Genomic DNA, 12,868 nt, shown 5'->3' on the forward strand with positions numbered 1-12,868 from the left:
GGCCGCGCCGCCCCAACCCCAGGCCCAGCCTCCTGCGACGCGACGGACCCAATGACCGACACCGCCGCGCCGACCTCCTCCGCGCCCGCCGCGTCGCCCGCGTCCCTGCCGCCAGGGACCGGCGCGCCGCCGACACCGATCAGCGTGCCCGACACGCCCCGGCTGGAGCTGTGGGCCGGCGGCGGGATCATCGTCGCCTTCTTCGTCATCTTCCTGGGCTGGGCCGCCTTTGCGCCGCTGGACGCCGGGGCCTTCGCCCACGGGCAGATTTCGGTGTCGGGCAACCGGCAGGCGGTGCAGCACCGCGAGGGCGGCGTGGTCAGCGCCCTGCACGTCCGGGAAGGCGACACCGTCCAGCGCGGACAGGTTCTCCTGACCCTGTCCAGCGGCGAGCTGCGGGCCACGGAACGCGGCGTCGCCGGCCAGGTCTACGCCCTGCTGGCCCAACGGGCGCGCCTGGTCGCCGAGCGCGATCGGCTGGGCGCGATTCCCCTGCCGCAGGAGTTCGCCGACCTCCCGCCGGAGGACGCGGCCCTCGCGCAGGAGTCCCTGCGGATACAGCGGCTGCAGTTCGGCGCCCGCCGGACCGGCCGCTCCACCGAGACCGGGGTTCTGAGCCAGCGCATCGCCCAGTTGAACGACCAGATCGAGGGCTATGAGCGACAGATCGACTCCAACGAGGAACAGCAGCGGCTGATCCAGGAGGAGCTGACCGGCATGCGGAATCTGGCCGCCCAGGGCTATGCGCCCCAGACCCGCGTGCGGGCGCTGGAGCGGACCGCCGCGCAGCTGGACGGCGAACTGGGATCGCTGCGGGCCCAGATCGCCCGCTCGCGTGAACAGGTCGGCGAGACCCGGCTGCAGATGGCCGGCGTCAACACCCGGCTGGGCGAGGACGTGGCCGACCAGCTGCGCCAGATCGACATCCAGCTGAACGAACTGCGGCCGCGCATGGTCGAGCTGCGCGCCCAGATCGCCCGCAGCGAGGTCCGGGCTCCGGCGACCGGCCAGGTGGTCGGCCTGACCATCTTCACCCAGGGCGGCGTCATCCAGCCCGGCCAGACCCTGATGGAGATCGTCCCCCGCGACGCCTCGCAGGTCATCGTCGCCCAGGTTCTGCCGACCGACATCGACAATCTGCAGATCGGGCAGGAGACCGAGGTGAAGTTCACCGGCCTGCGCGAGCGCAATCCGCCGCTGATCCACGGCCGGGTGTCCCGCATCTCGGCGGACAGCTTCACGGTCGAGGAGACCGGCGCCGCCTTCTATCGCGCCGAGATCGTCGTTCCGGCGGAGCAGTTGGCCAAGCTGGGCCGCAGCGCCGAGACCCTGCGTCCGGGGGCCCCCGTCGAGGTGGTCATCCTGCTGCGCAAGCGTACGGCGCTGGCCTATATGCTGGAGCCGCTGACCAACAACCTGTGGCGCTCGGGCAGCGAGCAGTAAGGGTCAAGGGCTGAGGGTCGAGGGTCGAGGCGGCTGCAGCGCCACCCCGATCTGACTTCCTCATCCCTCGCCCCTCAACCCTTCTTCTGCGCACGGAAGCGGTGCAGCAGCGGCTCGGTGTAGCCGTTGGGCTGGGCCGTTCCCTCGAACACCAGGGCGCGGGCGGCCTGGAAGGCGAGGCTGGCGTCAGGGTTCGGAGCCATCGGTTCGTAAAGGGGATCGCCCGCGTTCTGGGCGTCCACGCGGGCGGCCATCTTCAGAAGGGCGGCGTCGACCTGGTCCGCCGTGCAGACCCCGTGCAGCAGCCAGTTGGCCATGTGCTGGGACGAGATGCGCAGGGTGGCCCGATCCTCCATCAGCCCCACGTCGTGGATGTCGGGCACCTTGGAGCAGCCGACGCCCTGATCGATCCAGCGGACGACGTAGCCGAGCAGGCCCTGGGCGTTGTTCTCCAGCTCCTCGGTCACCGCCTCCGCCGACCAGTTGCGGCCCGCCGCCACAGGCGCGCTCAGCAGGGGCTCGAGGCCCGGGGCCGGACGGGCGGCGATGGCCTCGCGCAGGGCGAAGACGTCGGTCTGGTGATAGTGGAGCGCATGCAGGGTCGCCGCCGTCGGGGACGGGACCCAGGCGGTATTGGCCCCGGTCTTCGGATGCGCCGCCTTCTGCTCCAGCATGGCCTGCATCTGGTCCGGCGCGGCCCACATGCCCTTGCCGATCTGGGCCTTGCCGTTCAGGCCGCAGGCCAGACCGATGGCGACGTTGCGGGCCTCATAGGCGCTGATCCAGTCGGATGACTTCATCTCGGCCTTCCGGACCACCGGGCCGCCACGCATGGCGGTGTGGATCTCGTCGCCCGTGCGGTCTAGGAAGCCGGTGTTGATGAAGACCAGGCGGTTCGCAACCTGCTTCAGACAGGCGGCGAGGTTGGCCGAGGTCCGGCGCTCCTCGTCCATCACCCCGACCTTCAGGGTGTGGCGCGGCAGGCCCAGAACATCCTCGACCTTGCCGAACAGGGCGTCGGTGAAGGCCACCTCGTCCGGCCCGTGCATCTTGGGTTTGACGATGTAGATCGAGCCTTCACGGCTGTTGCGGAACCGGCCCAGCCCCTTGAGGTCATGGACGCCGATGGCCGAGGTGATCAGCCCGTCCAGCACGCCCTCGAAGGCCTCGGAGCCGTCCGCCAGCCGGAGGGCGGGCGTGCTCATCAGGTGGCCGACGTTGCGGACGAACAGCAGGGACCGGCCCGGCAGGGTCAGGGTGGAGCCGTCAGGCGCCGTGACGACCCTGTCGGGGTTGAGGGCGCGGGTCAGGGTCTTGCCGCCCTTGTCGAAGGTCTCCACCAGCGCGCCGGTCATCAGCCCCAGCCAGTTGCGGTAGGCGGCGACCTTGTCGGCGGCGTCGACGGCGGCGATCGAGTCCTCCAGATCGACGATGGTCGACAGGGCGGCCTCCAGCACGACGTCCGAAATGCCCGACGGATCGGTCGCGCCGATGGGGTGGGACAGGTCGAAGACGACCTCGATATGCAGGCCGTTGTGGCGGAAGACGCGGCCCTTGTCGGTCTGACCGACGTACTGTGCCGGGTCCTTCAGGGCGATGCCGTTCGACGGGTCGCCGAGGTCGGCCCACGATCCGTTCTCCAGCGGGACGGCCTCGTCGAGGAAGGCCTTGGCGCGGGCGACAACGCGGGCGCCGCGGACGGCGTCATAAGGGCCCGGCGGCGGCAGGTCGCCCAGCGCATCCGTGCCGTAGAGGGCGTCATACAGGCTGCCCCAACGGGCGTTGGCGGCGTTCAGCACGAAGCGGGCGTTGAGCGCCGGGACCACCAGCTGAGGTCCGGCCAGGGTCGCGACCTCGGCGTCGACATTGGTGGTGGCGAGGGCGAAGGGGGCCGGCTCGGGGACGAGGTAGCCGATCTCCGTCAGGAAGCGGACGGTGGCGGCGGGGTCCTGCGGCTGACCCGCGCGGGCGGCGTGCCAGTCGTCGATCCGGGCCTGCAGGTCGTCGCGGACCTTGAGCAGGGCGCGGTTCTCGACGGCGGCCCAGTTCAGCAGGTCCGCCGCGCCGGACCAGAAGCGATCGACCTCCACGCCGATGCCCGGAAGCACCTCTTGCTCAATGAAATCCGCCAGTTCCTGTGCGACCTGCAGGCCAGCGCGCGGCGTCATCGACATCAGCATCTCCCGGGAGCGAGGCTGTAACATTCCGTGATCACGTAGGGGAAGTCGAGGGATTTCGCAGGTGCGGGAAGAATTTCGCGCCGGAAAAAAAGAGTCCGGTGAGTCCGGTTCGGGCGGACCGGCCGGTCCGGGAGGCGGTTGGAAAACACCGTCCAGACCGTCCAGACCGTCCAGATCGTCCATGTCGTCTATTGGCTCAGGCAGTGGTCAGTCGGCCGTAGGGTAGCAGGTCGATGCGTCACGATTGGACGCAAGCCTCACCTCTCCATTCGCCTTCAAGCGAATGGAGAGGACAGACCGGCGCGTCAGTGACGGTCAGGCGAGGGCGGCTCGGTCGCGGCAGAAGAGGCCTCAAATAGCGGTGTTGGCGGGCCAACGGCACACGCCCGCGCCGCCCCCTCCTGATCGCTGCGCGATCTGTCCTCCCCATCGCCTTGAAGGGGCGATGGAGAGGTGATGGATTGGGGTCATGACCTGGTTCCGCCTCCACTGGGCTCTGGCCCTGCTGATCCTGATCGCGGGCTCCGGCCTGTTCTGGCCGATCCCCGGCGGGTGGCCGTCGAAGGTGGCGCTGGCGTGGGATATCGGGGTCGGGCTGTTCCTGATTGAGAGCGCGGTGAAGGTGCTGCGCACCCGGTCCGCCGACGCCATCCGCAAGCGCGCGTCAGCGCTGGATGAAGCGGGTCCCGCCATCCTGCCGCTGGCGCTGATCGCAGCCGTCGGCAGCGTGGTCGTCGTAGTCGGCGAGGCGGCGAGCGGAGGCGGCGGTCCGGCGGTGCTGGCGCTGGTCACGGTCGCCCTGTCGTGGCTGTTCGTGCACGTGATCTTCGCCTTCCACTACGCCCACGTCTTCTATTCGCCGGGCGCGAAGGGCGACCGGGGCGGACTGCTGTTTCCCGGCGACGATCCCGAGCCCGACTATTGGGACTTCCTGCATTTCTCGCTGATCATCGGGGTGGCGTCCCAGACGGCGGACGTCCAGATCGCCGACCGGGGCATCCGCCGGACCTCGACCGTTCACAGCTTGACCGCCTTCGTCTTCAACACCGTGGTGGTGGCGCTGACGGTCAATATGGCGGTGGGTCTGCTGGGCGCGAACTGAGCCCACGCCTTGACTTGAACACCTTTGAGGGCCATTTGCCTGCTGCATCGCAGCATTTTGCGATCTCCGGCGTCTCCAGCGCGTGTGGGCTCCCCTCCCCGGGAACCTGTCTGTAGCAGCCGCCGGCTCCTCAAGTTCATTCGCTGCCCGGACACGCGGGGCGGCGCCCGATCCACCCCGACGGCCTCCGCGTAGAGGCTCCAATCGGGACTGGCGGTGCGCGGCCCGATGGCGTTGAGCCATGGCTGATGCTCATCGCCGCATGCGAAAGAAGACGCTCCGTGAGCAAGACCACCTTTGACTCCATGGGCCTGAACCCGGCCCTGCTGACCGCCCTGAAGGCGGAAGGCTACGAGACCCCGACCCCGATCCAGCAGAAGGCCATCCCGGACGTGATGTCGGGCAAGGACTTGCTGGGCATCGCCCAGACGGGCACCGGCAAGACCGCCGCCTTCGCCCTGCCGATCCTGCACCGTCTGGCCGCCAACCGCGTCGCCCCCGTGCCGCGCACCACCCGCGCCCTGATCCTGAGCCCGACCCGCGAACTGGCCACCCAGATCGGCGAGAGCTTCAAGGCCTACGGCAAGCACCTGGGCTTCCGCGTCGCCGTGATCTTCGGCGGCGTGAAGTACGGCGGGCAGGAACGCTCGCTGAACCAGGGTCTCGACATTCTGGTCGCCGCGCCGGGCCGTCTGCTGGACCACATCCAGCAGAAGAACCTGGACCTGTCGGCCACCGAAATCTTCGTGCTGGACGAGGCCGACCAGATGCTGGACCTCGGCTTCATCAAGCCGATCCGCCAGATCGTCAGCCGCATGCCGGCCAAGCGTCAGAACCTGTTCTTCTCGGCCACCATGCCGTCGGAGATCGGCAAGCTGGCCGGTGAGCTGCTGAAGGACCCGGTCAAGGTCCAGGTGACGCCGCAGTCGACCACGGTCGAGCGCATCAACCAGTCGGTCATCCACATCGAGCAAGGCCGCAAGCGCGCCCTGCTGACCGAGATGTTCGCCGATCCGGAATACACCCGCTGCCTGGTCTTCACGAAGACCAAGCACGGCGCCGACAAGGTCGCGGCCTATCTGGAAGCCGGCGGCGTCGAGGCCGGCGCCATCCACGGCAACAAGTCCCAGCCGCAGCGTGAACGCACGCTGGCCGCCTTCAAGGCCGGCAAGCTGCGCGTGCTGGTCGCCACCGACATCGCCGCGCGCGGCATCGACGTGGACGGCGTCTCGCACGTCGTGAACTTCGAGCTGCCCTATGTGCCGGAAGCCTATGTCCACCGCATCGGCCGGACGGCCCGTGCCGGTCGCGACGGCTCGGCCGTCAGCTTCGTCGCCGGCGACGAGATGAAGCTGCTGAAGGACATCGAGAAGGTCACGCGCCAGAAGATCCCGTCGAGCGACCGCCGCAACGACAAGTCGCTGGCCCTGCTGGACCAGTCGATCATGGCCTCGGGCGTGAAGAACAAGGCCTCGATGCCGGACGACGGTCGCGGCGACCGCCAGCAGCAGCAACGCGGCCCGCGCAATCCGCGCCGCGACGGCATCAAGCTGGAAGGCGGCGGGCAACCGCACCGCGTCCGCAAGGGCCGCGCCGCCGAGGCTCGCCCGACCCCGGAACGCGCCTTCGACCCGATGGCCCGTGACCGCGGCCGTCAGACGAACAACGACCCGCGCCACACCTCGGCGCCGGCCGCCAACGAGCCGAAGCCGGTCGGCGAGCTGAAGCGTCGTCCGCGTCGCCGTCGCCCGTCGAACGGCGGCAAGGGCTACGCCGCCAAGGGCTGAATTCGGCCTGAGTTGAACAGTGAAACGCCCGTCGGAGCGATCCGGCGGGCGTTTTGCATTGCGGAACCGGGCGCCGCGTCAGACCTTGATGGAGAATGGCCCCGCTCCGTCTCCCCTCCCCGCTCCAGACCCGCATCGAGGATGCGGCGCGCGCGCTGATGTCCGCGGACGGATTTCGCGTCGACTTCGCCACGCCGCCGGGGGCGCCCGCGCTGACCGCGCCGGACTCGGTGTCGTGGCGGCTGTTCAAGAACCCGATCTCCCTGTTCATCGGCGGGGTGGCGGCGGTGTTGCTGGAGCTGGCCGAGCCGAAGGTGCGGGCGGGCGTCTGGGACCACACCCGCTTCCGCACCGATCCGGTGACGCGGCTGCGACGGACGGGGCTGGCGGCCATGGTCACCGTCTATGCACCGCGCGAGGTGGCCGAGGCGATGATCGAGGGGGTGAACCGCCGGCACGCGCGGGTGACCGGGACCAGCGAGCACGGCCAGGCCTATGCGGCCGATGATCCGGACCTGCTGGACTGGGTGCAGGCGACGGCGTCCTACGGCTTCATCGAGGCCTATGATCGGTGGGTCGAGCCGCTGGGCGACGCCTTGAAGGATCAGGCCTTTGGCGAAGCGGCACCGGCCGCGCGGCTGTACGGCGCGCTGAACGCGCCCGGCTCGGTCGCGGAATGGGAGGCGATGCTGACGGCGATGGACAATCGGCTGGAAGCCTCACCGATCATCTTCGAGTTTCTGGAGATCATCCGCGCGGCGCCGGCCCTGCCGGGCGGCGGCCGGCTGGTGCAGCCGATGCTGGTGAAGGCGGCGGTGGATCTGCTGCCCCCGGCGCTGAAGGCGCGGCTGGGGCTGGAGGCGGCGGGGCTGTCCCCGCTGGAACGCCCGCTGGTGCGGACGATGGCGAAGGCCGCGGACCGGCTGGTGCTCGAAAGCGCCCCTCCGGCCCGCGCCTGTGTTCGCCTGGATCTTCCGGCGGACTGGCTGTACCGCCCGCCGGAAAGCTCAAAGGCGGCCTAGATCAGAAGGCCATCCGGGCGCCCAGCGACCAAACGAGGCCATAGCCTTCGGTCGTGCCCCGCAGGCTGGACTGCACCGCCGCCGGGGTGCCGGCGTACTGGGTGCGGTCGCTGTGCGCGTCGCCGTCCGAGAAGGCGATATAGGTCAGGCCGAAGTCGACCGACATGCGGTCAGTGGCCTTGGCGGTCATGCCGCCCGAGATCAGCCAGCGGTCCGAGTCCGGGATACGGGCGGTGCGCTCGTTTTCGCGGGTCGGCGTCGGGGTGTAGCCGAGGCCGCCCCGGAAGGTCAGACGGTCGGTGGCGGCGTAGTCGAAGCCGACGGCGGCCGTGGTGACGTCCTTGTAGTCCAGCACGATGGTCTGGCCGCCGGTCGGGTAGACGACCTCGATGTTGTCGAACTCGGACCAGCCGATGCGGTTGACCTGGGCGTTCAGGGTCAGACGGTCGTTGACGGCATAGCGGGCCGAGGCGGCGATGTAGGACGGGGTGCTGAACCCGGCCACGCCGTCGCTGACCAGGTTGGCGCCGGCCAGCGGGCCGAGCAGGCCCGAGATCTGGACCTCGCCGTCCAGTTCATGCTCGATCGCCGAGCGATAGCTCAGGCCGAGATCCAGCTTGCCGAAATGGGCCTGGGCGCCGACGTTCCAGCCGTAGTCCCAGCCGTCGCCTTCCAGCGAGGAGAAGCCGTCCGGCAGGGTCGGCGACAGGTTCGGCAGGGCCGAGGTCAGCTTGGCCTTCACATACTGGGCGTCGAAGCCGACGCCGAGGTCGAGCCAGTCGGTGACCCGCATGGCGCCGACCAGGCCGACGTTGGCCGAGCGCAGCTCGGACGTCATGGCGTCATAGCGGGCGAAGGAATCCGCCTCGTATTTGGTGGTGAAGTTGTAGGGGGCGGCGACAGCCAGGCCGACCGCGAACCGGTCGCCGATCGGGGTGGCGATGGCGAAGTTGGGGACGATGCCGCTTTCGATCGGGCTGTTGGCCAGCGCGGTCCCGTTGACCGGCACGGTGACGCCGCCGGGATAGGTCAGGGTGGAGCCGGCGTCGCGAACCTCGGAGTTCACGGCCACGGCGTGGACGCCGACGGTGGCCTCGCGGCCGCTGCGGGCGATGGCGGCCGGGTTCCACCACAGGGAGGCGACGCCGGTGTCGGCGGCTTCACCCGAGAAGGCGCGACCGGCGCCGCGGGCGGATTGCTCCTGCAGATAATAGGACTGGGCCGCGGCCGGGGTGGCGACGGCGACGGCCAGCGCGGCGAGGGCCGCGCTGGTGAACAGCTTCTTCGAACTCATTTCTTCTTACTTTCGGAGGCCCGGGGAGGGCGGCGTTTCCAACTATGCCGGGGAGGCGGAAGGAAAATGCGCGCATGCCTCTTTGGCTGCAACGCTTCGGGCCGTTTATTTCAGAAATGTGATCAATGTTCACCCGATCGGTGAACAGAATTCGATAAAATGACCATTTTTACCCGGGCGCACAGCAAAACGCCCGCCGGAGCGACCGGCGGGCGTTCTGTTTTCTGACGTTTCTTCCCTGAAGGATCAGGCGGCGGCGGAGGCCGGTTGCGCGCCTTCGGCCGGGTCGCGCAGGACGTAGCCGCGGCCCCAGACGGTTTCGATGTAGTGCTTGCCGCCCGCGGCCGTGGCCAGCTTCTTGCGCAGCTTGCAGATGAAGACGTCGATGATCTTCAGCTCGGGCTCGTCCATCCCGCCGTACAGGTGGTTGAGGAACATCTCCTTGGTCAGGGTCGTGCCCTTGCGCAGGGAGAGGAGCTCCAGCATCTGGTATTCCTTGCCCGTCAGGTGGACGCGGTGACCGTTCACCTCGACCGTCTTGGCGTCCAGGTTCACGGCGATCTCGCCGGTGTGGATGATCGCCTGGGCGTGGCCCTTCGAACGACGGACCACGGCGTGGGTGCGCGCGATCAGCTCGTCCTTGTGGAAGGGCTTGGTCATATAGTCGTCGGCGCCGCCGCCGAAGGTCTTGACCTTGGTCTCGATCTCCGAGGTGCCCGACAGGATCATCACCGGGGTGTTGACCTTGCCGACGCGCAGCTGGCGCAGGACTTCCAGGCCGTTCATATCCGGCAGGTTCAGGTCGAGCAGGATCAGGTCATAGTCATAGATCTTGCCGAGATCGATGCCCTCTTCGCCGAGGTCCGTCGTGTAGACGTTGAAGCCTTCCGACTTCAGCATCAGCTCGATGCTCTGCGCGGTCGCGTGATCATCTTCGATAAGCAGGACGCGCATTATTGCCCCTCCAGGCAGAGCTTGGCCGTAGATATTACTGTCCCGTTTCCGGGTAACCTTGTTCCGACGTTAACCCCTCAAAACCTTAAGAAGGGTTAATACGATTGGTTAACGGCGAATCTAGGCTGATTTGCGAATCGCCGTCGAGAGTCTCGAGTCAAGCGAGTCGCTTTTTTGTCCCGACGCCGCTCCGCGGTCCCCGGATACGTCCAATATCGACGCATGCGAGGAATATAGTCCTATTCTGAGGCCGGCGGACGACCGGCCCCATGGTGATGACGGAGACAGGACATGGACGACCTTCACAACAGCCGCGCGTCCGGCGGCGATCGCCTGCGCGCCGGGCTGGCGCTCCAGATGGTGGCCGCCGCCACCGGCGTGCCGACGGACAGCATGAGCGGCAACCGACGGCGAACGACCCAGGCCTGCCGGGCCCGCTGGCTGGCGATGTACCTCGCGCACGTCAGCTTCGGCTGGACCATAGACCGGGTCGGCCTCGCCTTCGGCCTGAACCGCACGACCGCCGCCCAGGCCTGCCGCTGGGCGGAGGACGAGCGGGACCGCCCCTGGCTGGACGACATGCTGAACCGGCTGGAGCGGGCCGCACGGGACATCCTCGACGGCCCCCGCTGCGAGTTGCCGGCATGACGGCCGACCATCGGCTGGAACGGGCCCGCCGCCTGCTGTCCTTTCCCTCCGGCTGGATTGACGGCTGCGGGGACGGCTATGTGATCCGCACGGGACGCGACCGCCGCGCCCGGATCATGTTGCGGCTGGACGAGACCGACTTCGTCGCCCTGACGCGGGAGCCCGGGCTGCGCCCCCGCGGCGGCGGCGGATGGACCGCCCGACCGACCGACCGCCTCCCCGCTCCGCCGCCGCCCGGACGCCCGGGCGTGGTCGAGGGCGTGCGGCCGGTGATGCAGCCGGATGGCGCGATCGTCGAACGGCCCGCCAATCTGGCGGCCTCGCCGGTGGCCTGGCTGGCGAGCCGCCGGGACCCGAACGGTCGCCCGTTGCTGTCAAAGGCCGAGGCCGTCGCGGCGGACCGCCTCTGCCTGGAGGCCGAAGCCGCGCGGCGCGGGCCGAACCTGACCATGAGCTGGGACGCCCCGCCCCGGTCGGGGAAGGGCCGGAGCCGCCCCGGCGCCCCCATGGACAGCGCCCTCCTGGCCGCCGGCCGGATCGAAGCCGCGCTCCGCGCCTGCGGGCCCGGCCGGACCATGGTCGAACTGGTCTGCCTGAACGGCTTCTCGCTGCAGGCCGCCGAGCGGAGACTGGGCCTGCGCCGACGCACGGGAAAGGCGATTCTGAGACTGGGCCTCGGCGCCCTGGCCCGCCATTACCGGCTGGGGCAAGCGACGGACATAGCCGGAAGTTACGTTACAGGCTCGTAACTTCCGCCCGAAGAACATCAGTTCTAGGGTGCCTTCAGGGACGGCCCCTGGCGGGCGGTTCGCTTTTTCGGCGCCGCTCCCCCGGCGCCGTGTTTCGGGGATGTGTGTTGAACAAATCAGTGGCTTCCAGCCTCGCACTGGCGGGGCTGTTCCTCGGCGCGGGTCTCGCGCCCGCCGATCCTGCGCTGGCGCAGACCAACCTGACCGGGCGCGCCCTCGCCGAGGTCTGCCTGCCCTATGCGAACCGGACCCGCAGTTTCGAGCGGGCGATCCGCGCTGCGCGGGATCTCGACTTCCGCCGGCCGGCCGATCAACGCGGCCAGCCGATCGAGGAGTACGCCTCGGAAATCGAGCTGGTCTCCCGCGACGGCGTCTGGCGCATCCGCCTGGAGGAAGGCAGCATCGAGCACGGCGACACCGAGGTCTATGCCGTCAGCTGCTCCCTCTCCTCGACCCGGGCCAGCGCGACCGAACTCGGCGCCCTGGGCCGCCGCGCCTTCAACAACGACCGCTACTGGTCGACCGAGGAAGGGGCGCCCCGCCAGTGGGAACGCCTCGGCCGCAACCCGGAAGAACGTCGGCTTCAGGTCGAGGTGCTCAACTCGCCGGGGGAACGCCCCGCCCTGCGCATCCGCGGCCTGTATTTCTGATCAGGCCGACGCCGCGTCCCTGATCCGGCCGACCATGCTGTTCAGGCCGTTGGCGCGCTGTCGCGTGAGCGCCGACGGCAGACCCAGCCGGTCCAGGGCGGCGCGGGCGTCAAACCCGAGAATCTCCGCCGGCGTGCGGCCGGAGTAGAGTCGCAGCAGCAGGGCGATGTTGCCCTTGCTGAGCGCGCTGTCGCTGTCGGCCCGGAAATAGAGGCGGTCGCCTTCGCGACGGCCGGCCAGCCAGACCTGGGCGGCGCAGCCGGGCACCTTGTTCTCGTCGATGCGGTCAACCTCGGGCAGGGGCTCGAGGTCCTTGCCCAGATCGATGACGTATTCGATCCGGCCTTCCCAGTCGCCGAGAAGGTCGAACTCCTCGACCAGTTCGGCAAGGACGGCGTCGATGGGGGGCGGCGTGTGCATCCGGGCCAGATAGGCCGATGCCGCGTTAACGACAACCGCGCGGTCCATCCCCGGAAATCGTCTCCTGCGGCCCTGCGGCAGTCGCCTGATGGGGGTGTGCGCTTTGGACGACTCACCCAGGCGGATAGTCTGGGCGTTCGAAAAACGTCACTCTCATCCGCCCGCACGCCCCTTGAACGCCCTGCCCCGAGCCGAGACGACGGAAAGCGCCGCCCGCGCCGGGGCCGGCGATCGCGCCGCCCTGGCCGTCTGGCATGCGGGCTGGGCGGTCGCCGCCGCGCTGCTGGCTTTCGGGGCGCGCTGGATCGGCGGCGTGGACGGGCCGGTCTTCTACAGTGTTCTGGCCATGATCGTGCCGGGCCTGATCGGCCTGAATCTGCTCAAGAACGACGCCTTCCGCGACCGGCTGATCCTGATGGGCGTCTGGGGCATGGCGGCGGCGACCACCGCGGCCCTGTCGGGCGGCCTGACCGGCCCCCTGGCCGGGTTCGTCTTCCTGCCGCTGGCGGCGGGGATCGCCCTGGGCGGCCCCCGACTGGTGCAGGCCGGCGCGCTCGGTGTCGGCGTGGCGGCCATCGCCGGGCTGGCGACCAGCTGGATGCTGGGCGGGCCGGGCGCC

11 protein-coding genes and 1 pseudogene are annotated in these 12,868 nt (G+C 69.3%); 8 read left to right on the top strand and 4 right to left on the bottom strand.

The window, feature by feature from the left end; all coding sequences use genetic code 11:
* The first annotated feature begins 51 nt into the window (after nt 1-51).
* Nucleotides 52-1,443 carry an HlyD family type I secretion periplasmic adaptor subunit gene (locus ACLQ7T_RS15495; protein WP_420480202.1) on the top strand — a complete coding sequence of 464 codons (1,392 nt, stop codon included), beginning with the start codon at nt 52-54 and terminating at the stop codon, nt 1,441-1,443.
* 74 nt (nt 1,444-1,517) lie between these two features.
* Here the strand turns inward: ACLQ7T_RS15495 and ACLQ7T_RS15500 are convergent, their stop codons facing one another.
* Complete coding sequence (locus tag ACLQ7T_RS15500; RefSeq protein ID WP_420480203.1) at nt 1,518-3,611, bottom strand: malate synthase G; 2,094 nt, start codon at nt 3,609-3,611, stop codon at nt 1,518-1,520.
* 481 nt (nt 3,612-4,092) lie between these two features.
* Here ACLQ7T_RS15500 and ACLQ7T_RS15505 point away from each other — a divergent pair, with 481 nt between their 5' ends.
* The 3 genes from ACLQ7T_RS15505 to ACLQ7T_RS15515 all read left to right on the top strand — a co-directional run bounded on the left by ACLQ7T_RS15505 (nt 4,093) and on the right by ACLQ7T_RS15515 (nt 7,534).
* The gene (locus ACLQ7T_RS15505; RefSeq protein ID WP_420480204.1) at nt 4,093-4,725 is read left to right on the top strand and encodes a DUF1345 domain-containing protein; all 633 of its coding nucleotides are present in this window, start codon (nt 4,093-4,095) and stop codon (nt 4,723-4,725) included.
* Nucleotides 4,726-5,006: 281 nt separating this feature from the next.
* Nucleotides 5,007-6,512, top strand: coding sequence for a DEAD/DEAH box helicase (locus ACLQ7T_RS15510; RefSeq protein ID WP_420480205.1), 1,506 nt, complete (start codon nt 5,007-5,009; stop codon nt 6,510-6,512).
* Between the two features lie 95 nt (nt 6,513-6,607).
* Complete coding sequence (locus tag ACLQ7T_RS15515; RefSeq protein WP_420480206.1) at nt 6,608-7,534, top strand: oxygenase MpaB family protein; 927 nt, start codon at nt 6,608-6,610, stop codon at nt 7,532-7,534.
* A gap of 1 nt (nt 7,535) precedes the next feature.
* Here ACLQ7T_RS15515 and ACLQ7T_RS15520 read toward each other — a convergent pair whose 3' ends face one another.
* Together ACLQ7T_RS15520 and ctrA are read right to left on the bottom strand one after the other, a co-directional pair.
* Complete coding sequence (locus ACLQ7T_RS15520; RefSeq protein WP_420480207.1) at nt 7,536-8,828, bottom strand: OmpP1/FadL family transporter; 1,293 nt, start codon at nt 8,826-8,828, stop codon at nt 7,536-7,538.
* Nucleotides 8,829-9,074: 246 nt separating this feature from the next.
* Nucleotides 9,075-9,782, bottom strand: a complete 708-nt coding sequence (gene ctrA, locus ACLQ7T_RS15525; RefSeq protein ID WP_420471588.1) for a response regulator transcription factor CtrA — start codon at nt 9,780-9,782, stop codon at nt 9,075-9,077.
* Between the two features lie 291 nt (nt 9,783-10,073).
* Between ctrA and ACLQ7T_RS15530 the strand changes: the two genes are divergently transcribed.
* The 3 genes from ACLQ7T_RS15530 (at nt 10,074) to ACLQ7T_RS15540 (ending at nt 11,829) form a co-directional block, all read left to right on the top strand.
* Entirely contained in the window at nt 10,074-10,430 is a 357-nt protein-coding gene (locus tag ACLQ7T_RS15530; protein ID WP_420480208.1) for a helix-turn-helix domain-containing protein, read from the top strand.
* A complete protein-coding gene (locus ACLQ7T_RS15535) occupies nt 10,427-11,179 on the top strand; it encodes a DUF6456 domain-containing protein (protein ID WP_420480209.1) in 753 nt (250 codons plus the stop codon). The genes ACLQ7T_RS15530 and ACLQ7T_RS15535 overlap by 4 nt, the downstream gene beginning before the upstream one ends.
* Nucleotides 11,180-11,286: 107 nt before the next feature.
* Entirely contained in the window at nt 11,287-11,829 is a 543-nt protein-coding gene (locus tag ACLQ7T_RS15540) for a hypothetical protein (protein WP_420480210.1), read from the top strand.
* Here the strand turns inward: ACLQ7T_RS15540 and ACLQ7T_RS15545 are convergent, their stop codons facing one another.
* Nucleotides 11,830-12,249 carry a SufE family protein gene (locus ACLQ7T_RS15545; RefSeq protein ID WP_420480211.1) on the bottom strand — a complete coding sequence of 140 codons (420 nt, stop codon included), beginning with the start codon at nt 12,247-12,249 and terminating at the stop codon, nt 11,830-11,832.
* A 172-nt stretch (nt 12,250-12,421) separates the two neighbouring features.
* On the opposite strand from ACLQ7T_RS15545, the pseudogene ACLQ7T_RS15550 reads away from it, so the two are divergent.
* Nucleotides 12,422-12,868, top strand: a pseudogene (locus ACLQ7T_RS15550) (hypothetical protein); the annotation flags it as partial.

This window comes from Brevundimonas sediminis (assembly GCF_048799765.1).
Classification (GTDB): Bacteria; Pseudomonadota; Alphaproteobacteria; order Caulobacterales; family Caulobacteraceae; genus Brevundimonas.

Coding starts and splice junctions, on each gene's coding strand:
- ACLQ7T_RS15520 (WP_420480207.1), bottom strand. CDS start 8,828: ATGAGTTCGAAGAAGCTGTTCACCAGCGCGGCCCTCGCCGCGCTGGCC.
- ACLQ7T_RS15515 (WP_420480206.1), top strand. CDS start 6,608: ATGGCCCCGCTCCGTCTCCCCTCCCCGCTCCAGACCCGCATCGAGGAT.
- ACLQ7T_RS15545 (WP_420480211.1), bottom strand. CDS start 12,249: ATGCACACGCCGCCCCCCATCGACGCCGTCCTTGCCGAACTGGTCGAG.
- ACLQ7T_RS15530 (WP_420480208.1), top strand. CDS start 10,074: ATGGACGACCTTCACAACAGCCGCGCGTCCGGCGGCGATCGCCTGCGC.
- ACLQ7T_RS15495 (WP_420480202.1), top strand. CDS start 52: ATGACCGACACCGCCGCGCCGACCTCCTCCGCGCCCGCCGCGTCGCCC.
- ACLQ7T_RS15535 (WP_420480209.1), top strand. CDS start 10,427: ATGACGGCCGACCATCGGCTGGAACGGGCCCGCCGCCTGCTGTCCTTT.
- ACLQ7T_RS15500 (WP_420480203.1), bottom strand. CDS start 3,611: ATGACGCCGCGCGCTGGCCTGCAGGTCGCACAGGAACTGGCGGATTTC.
- ACLQ7T_RS15505 (WP_420480204.1), top strand. CDS start 4,093: ATGACCTGGTTCCGCCTCCACTGGGCTCTGGCCCTGCTGATCCTGATC.
- ctrA (WP_420471588.1), bottom strand. CDS start 9,782: ATGCGCGTCCTGCTTATCGAAGATGATCACGCGACCGCGCAGAGCATC.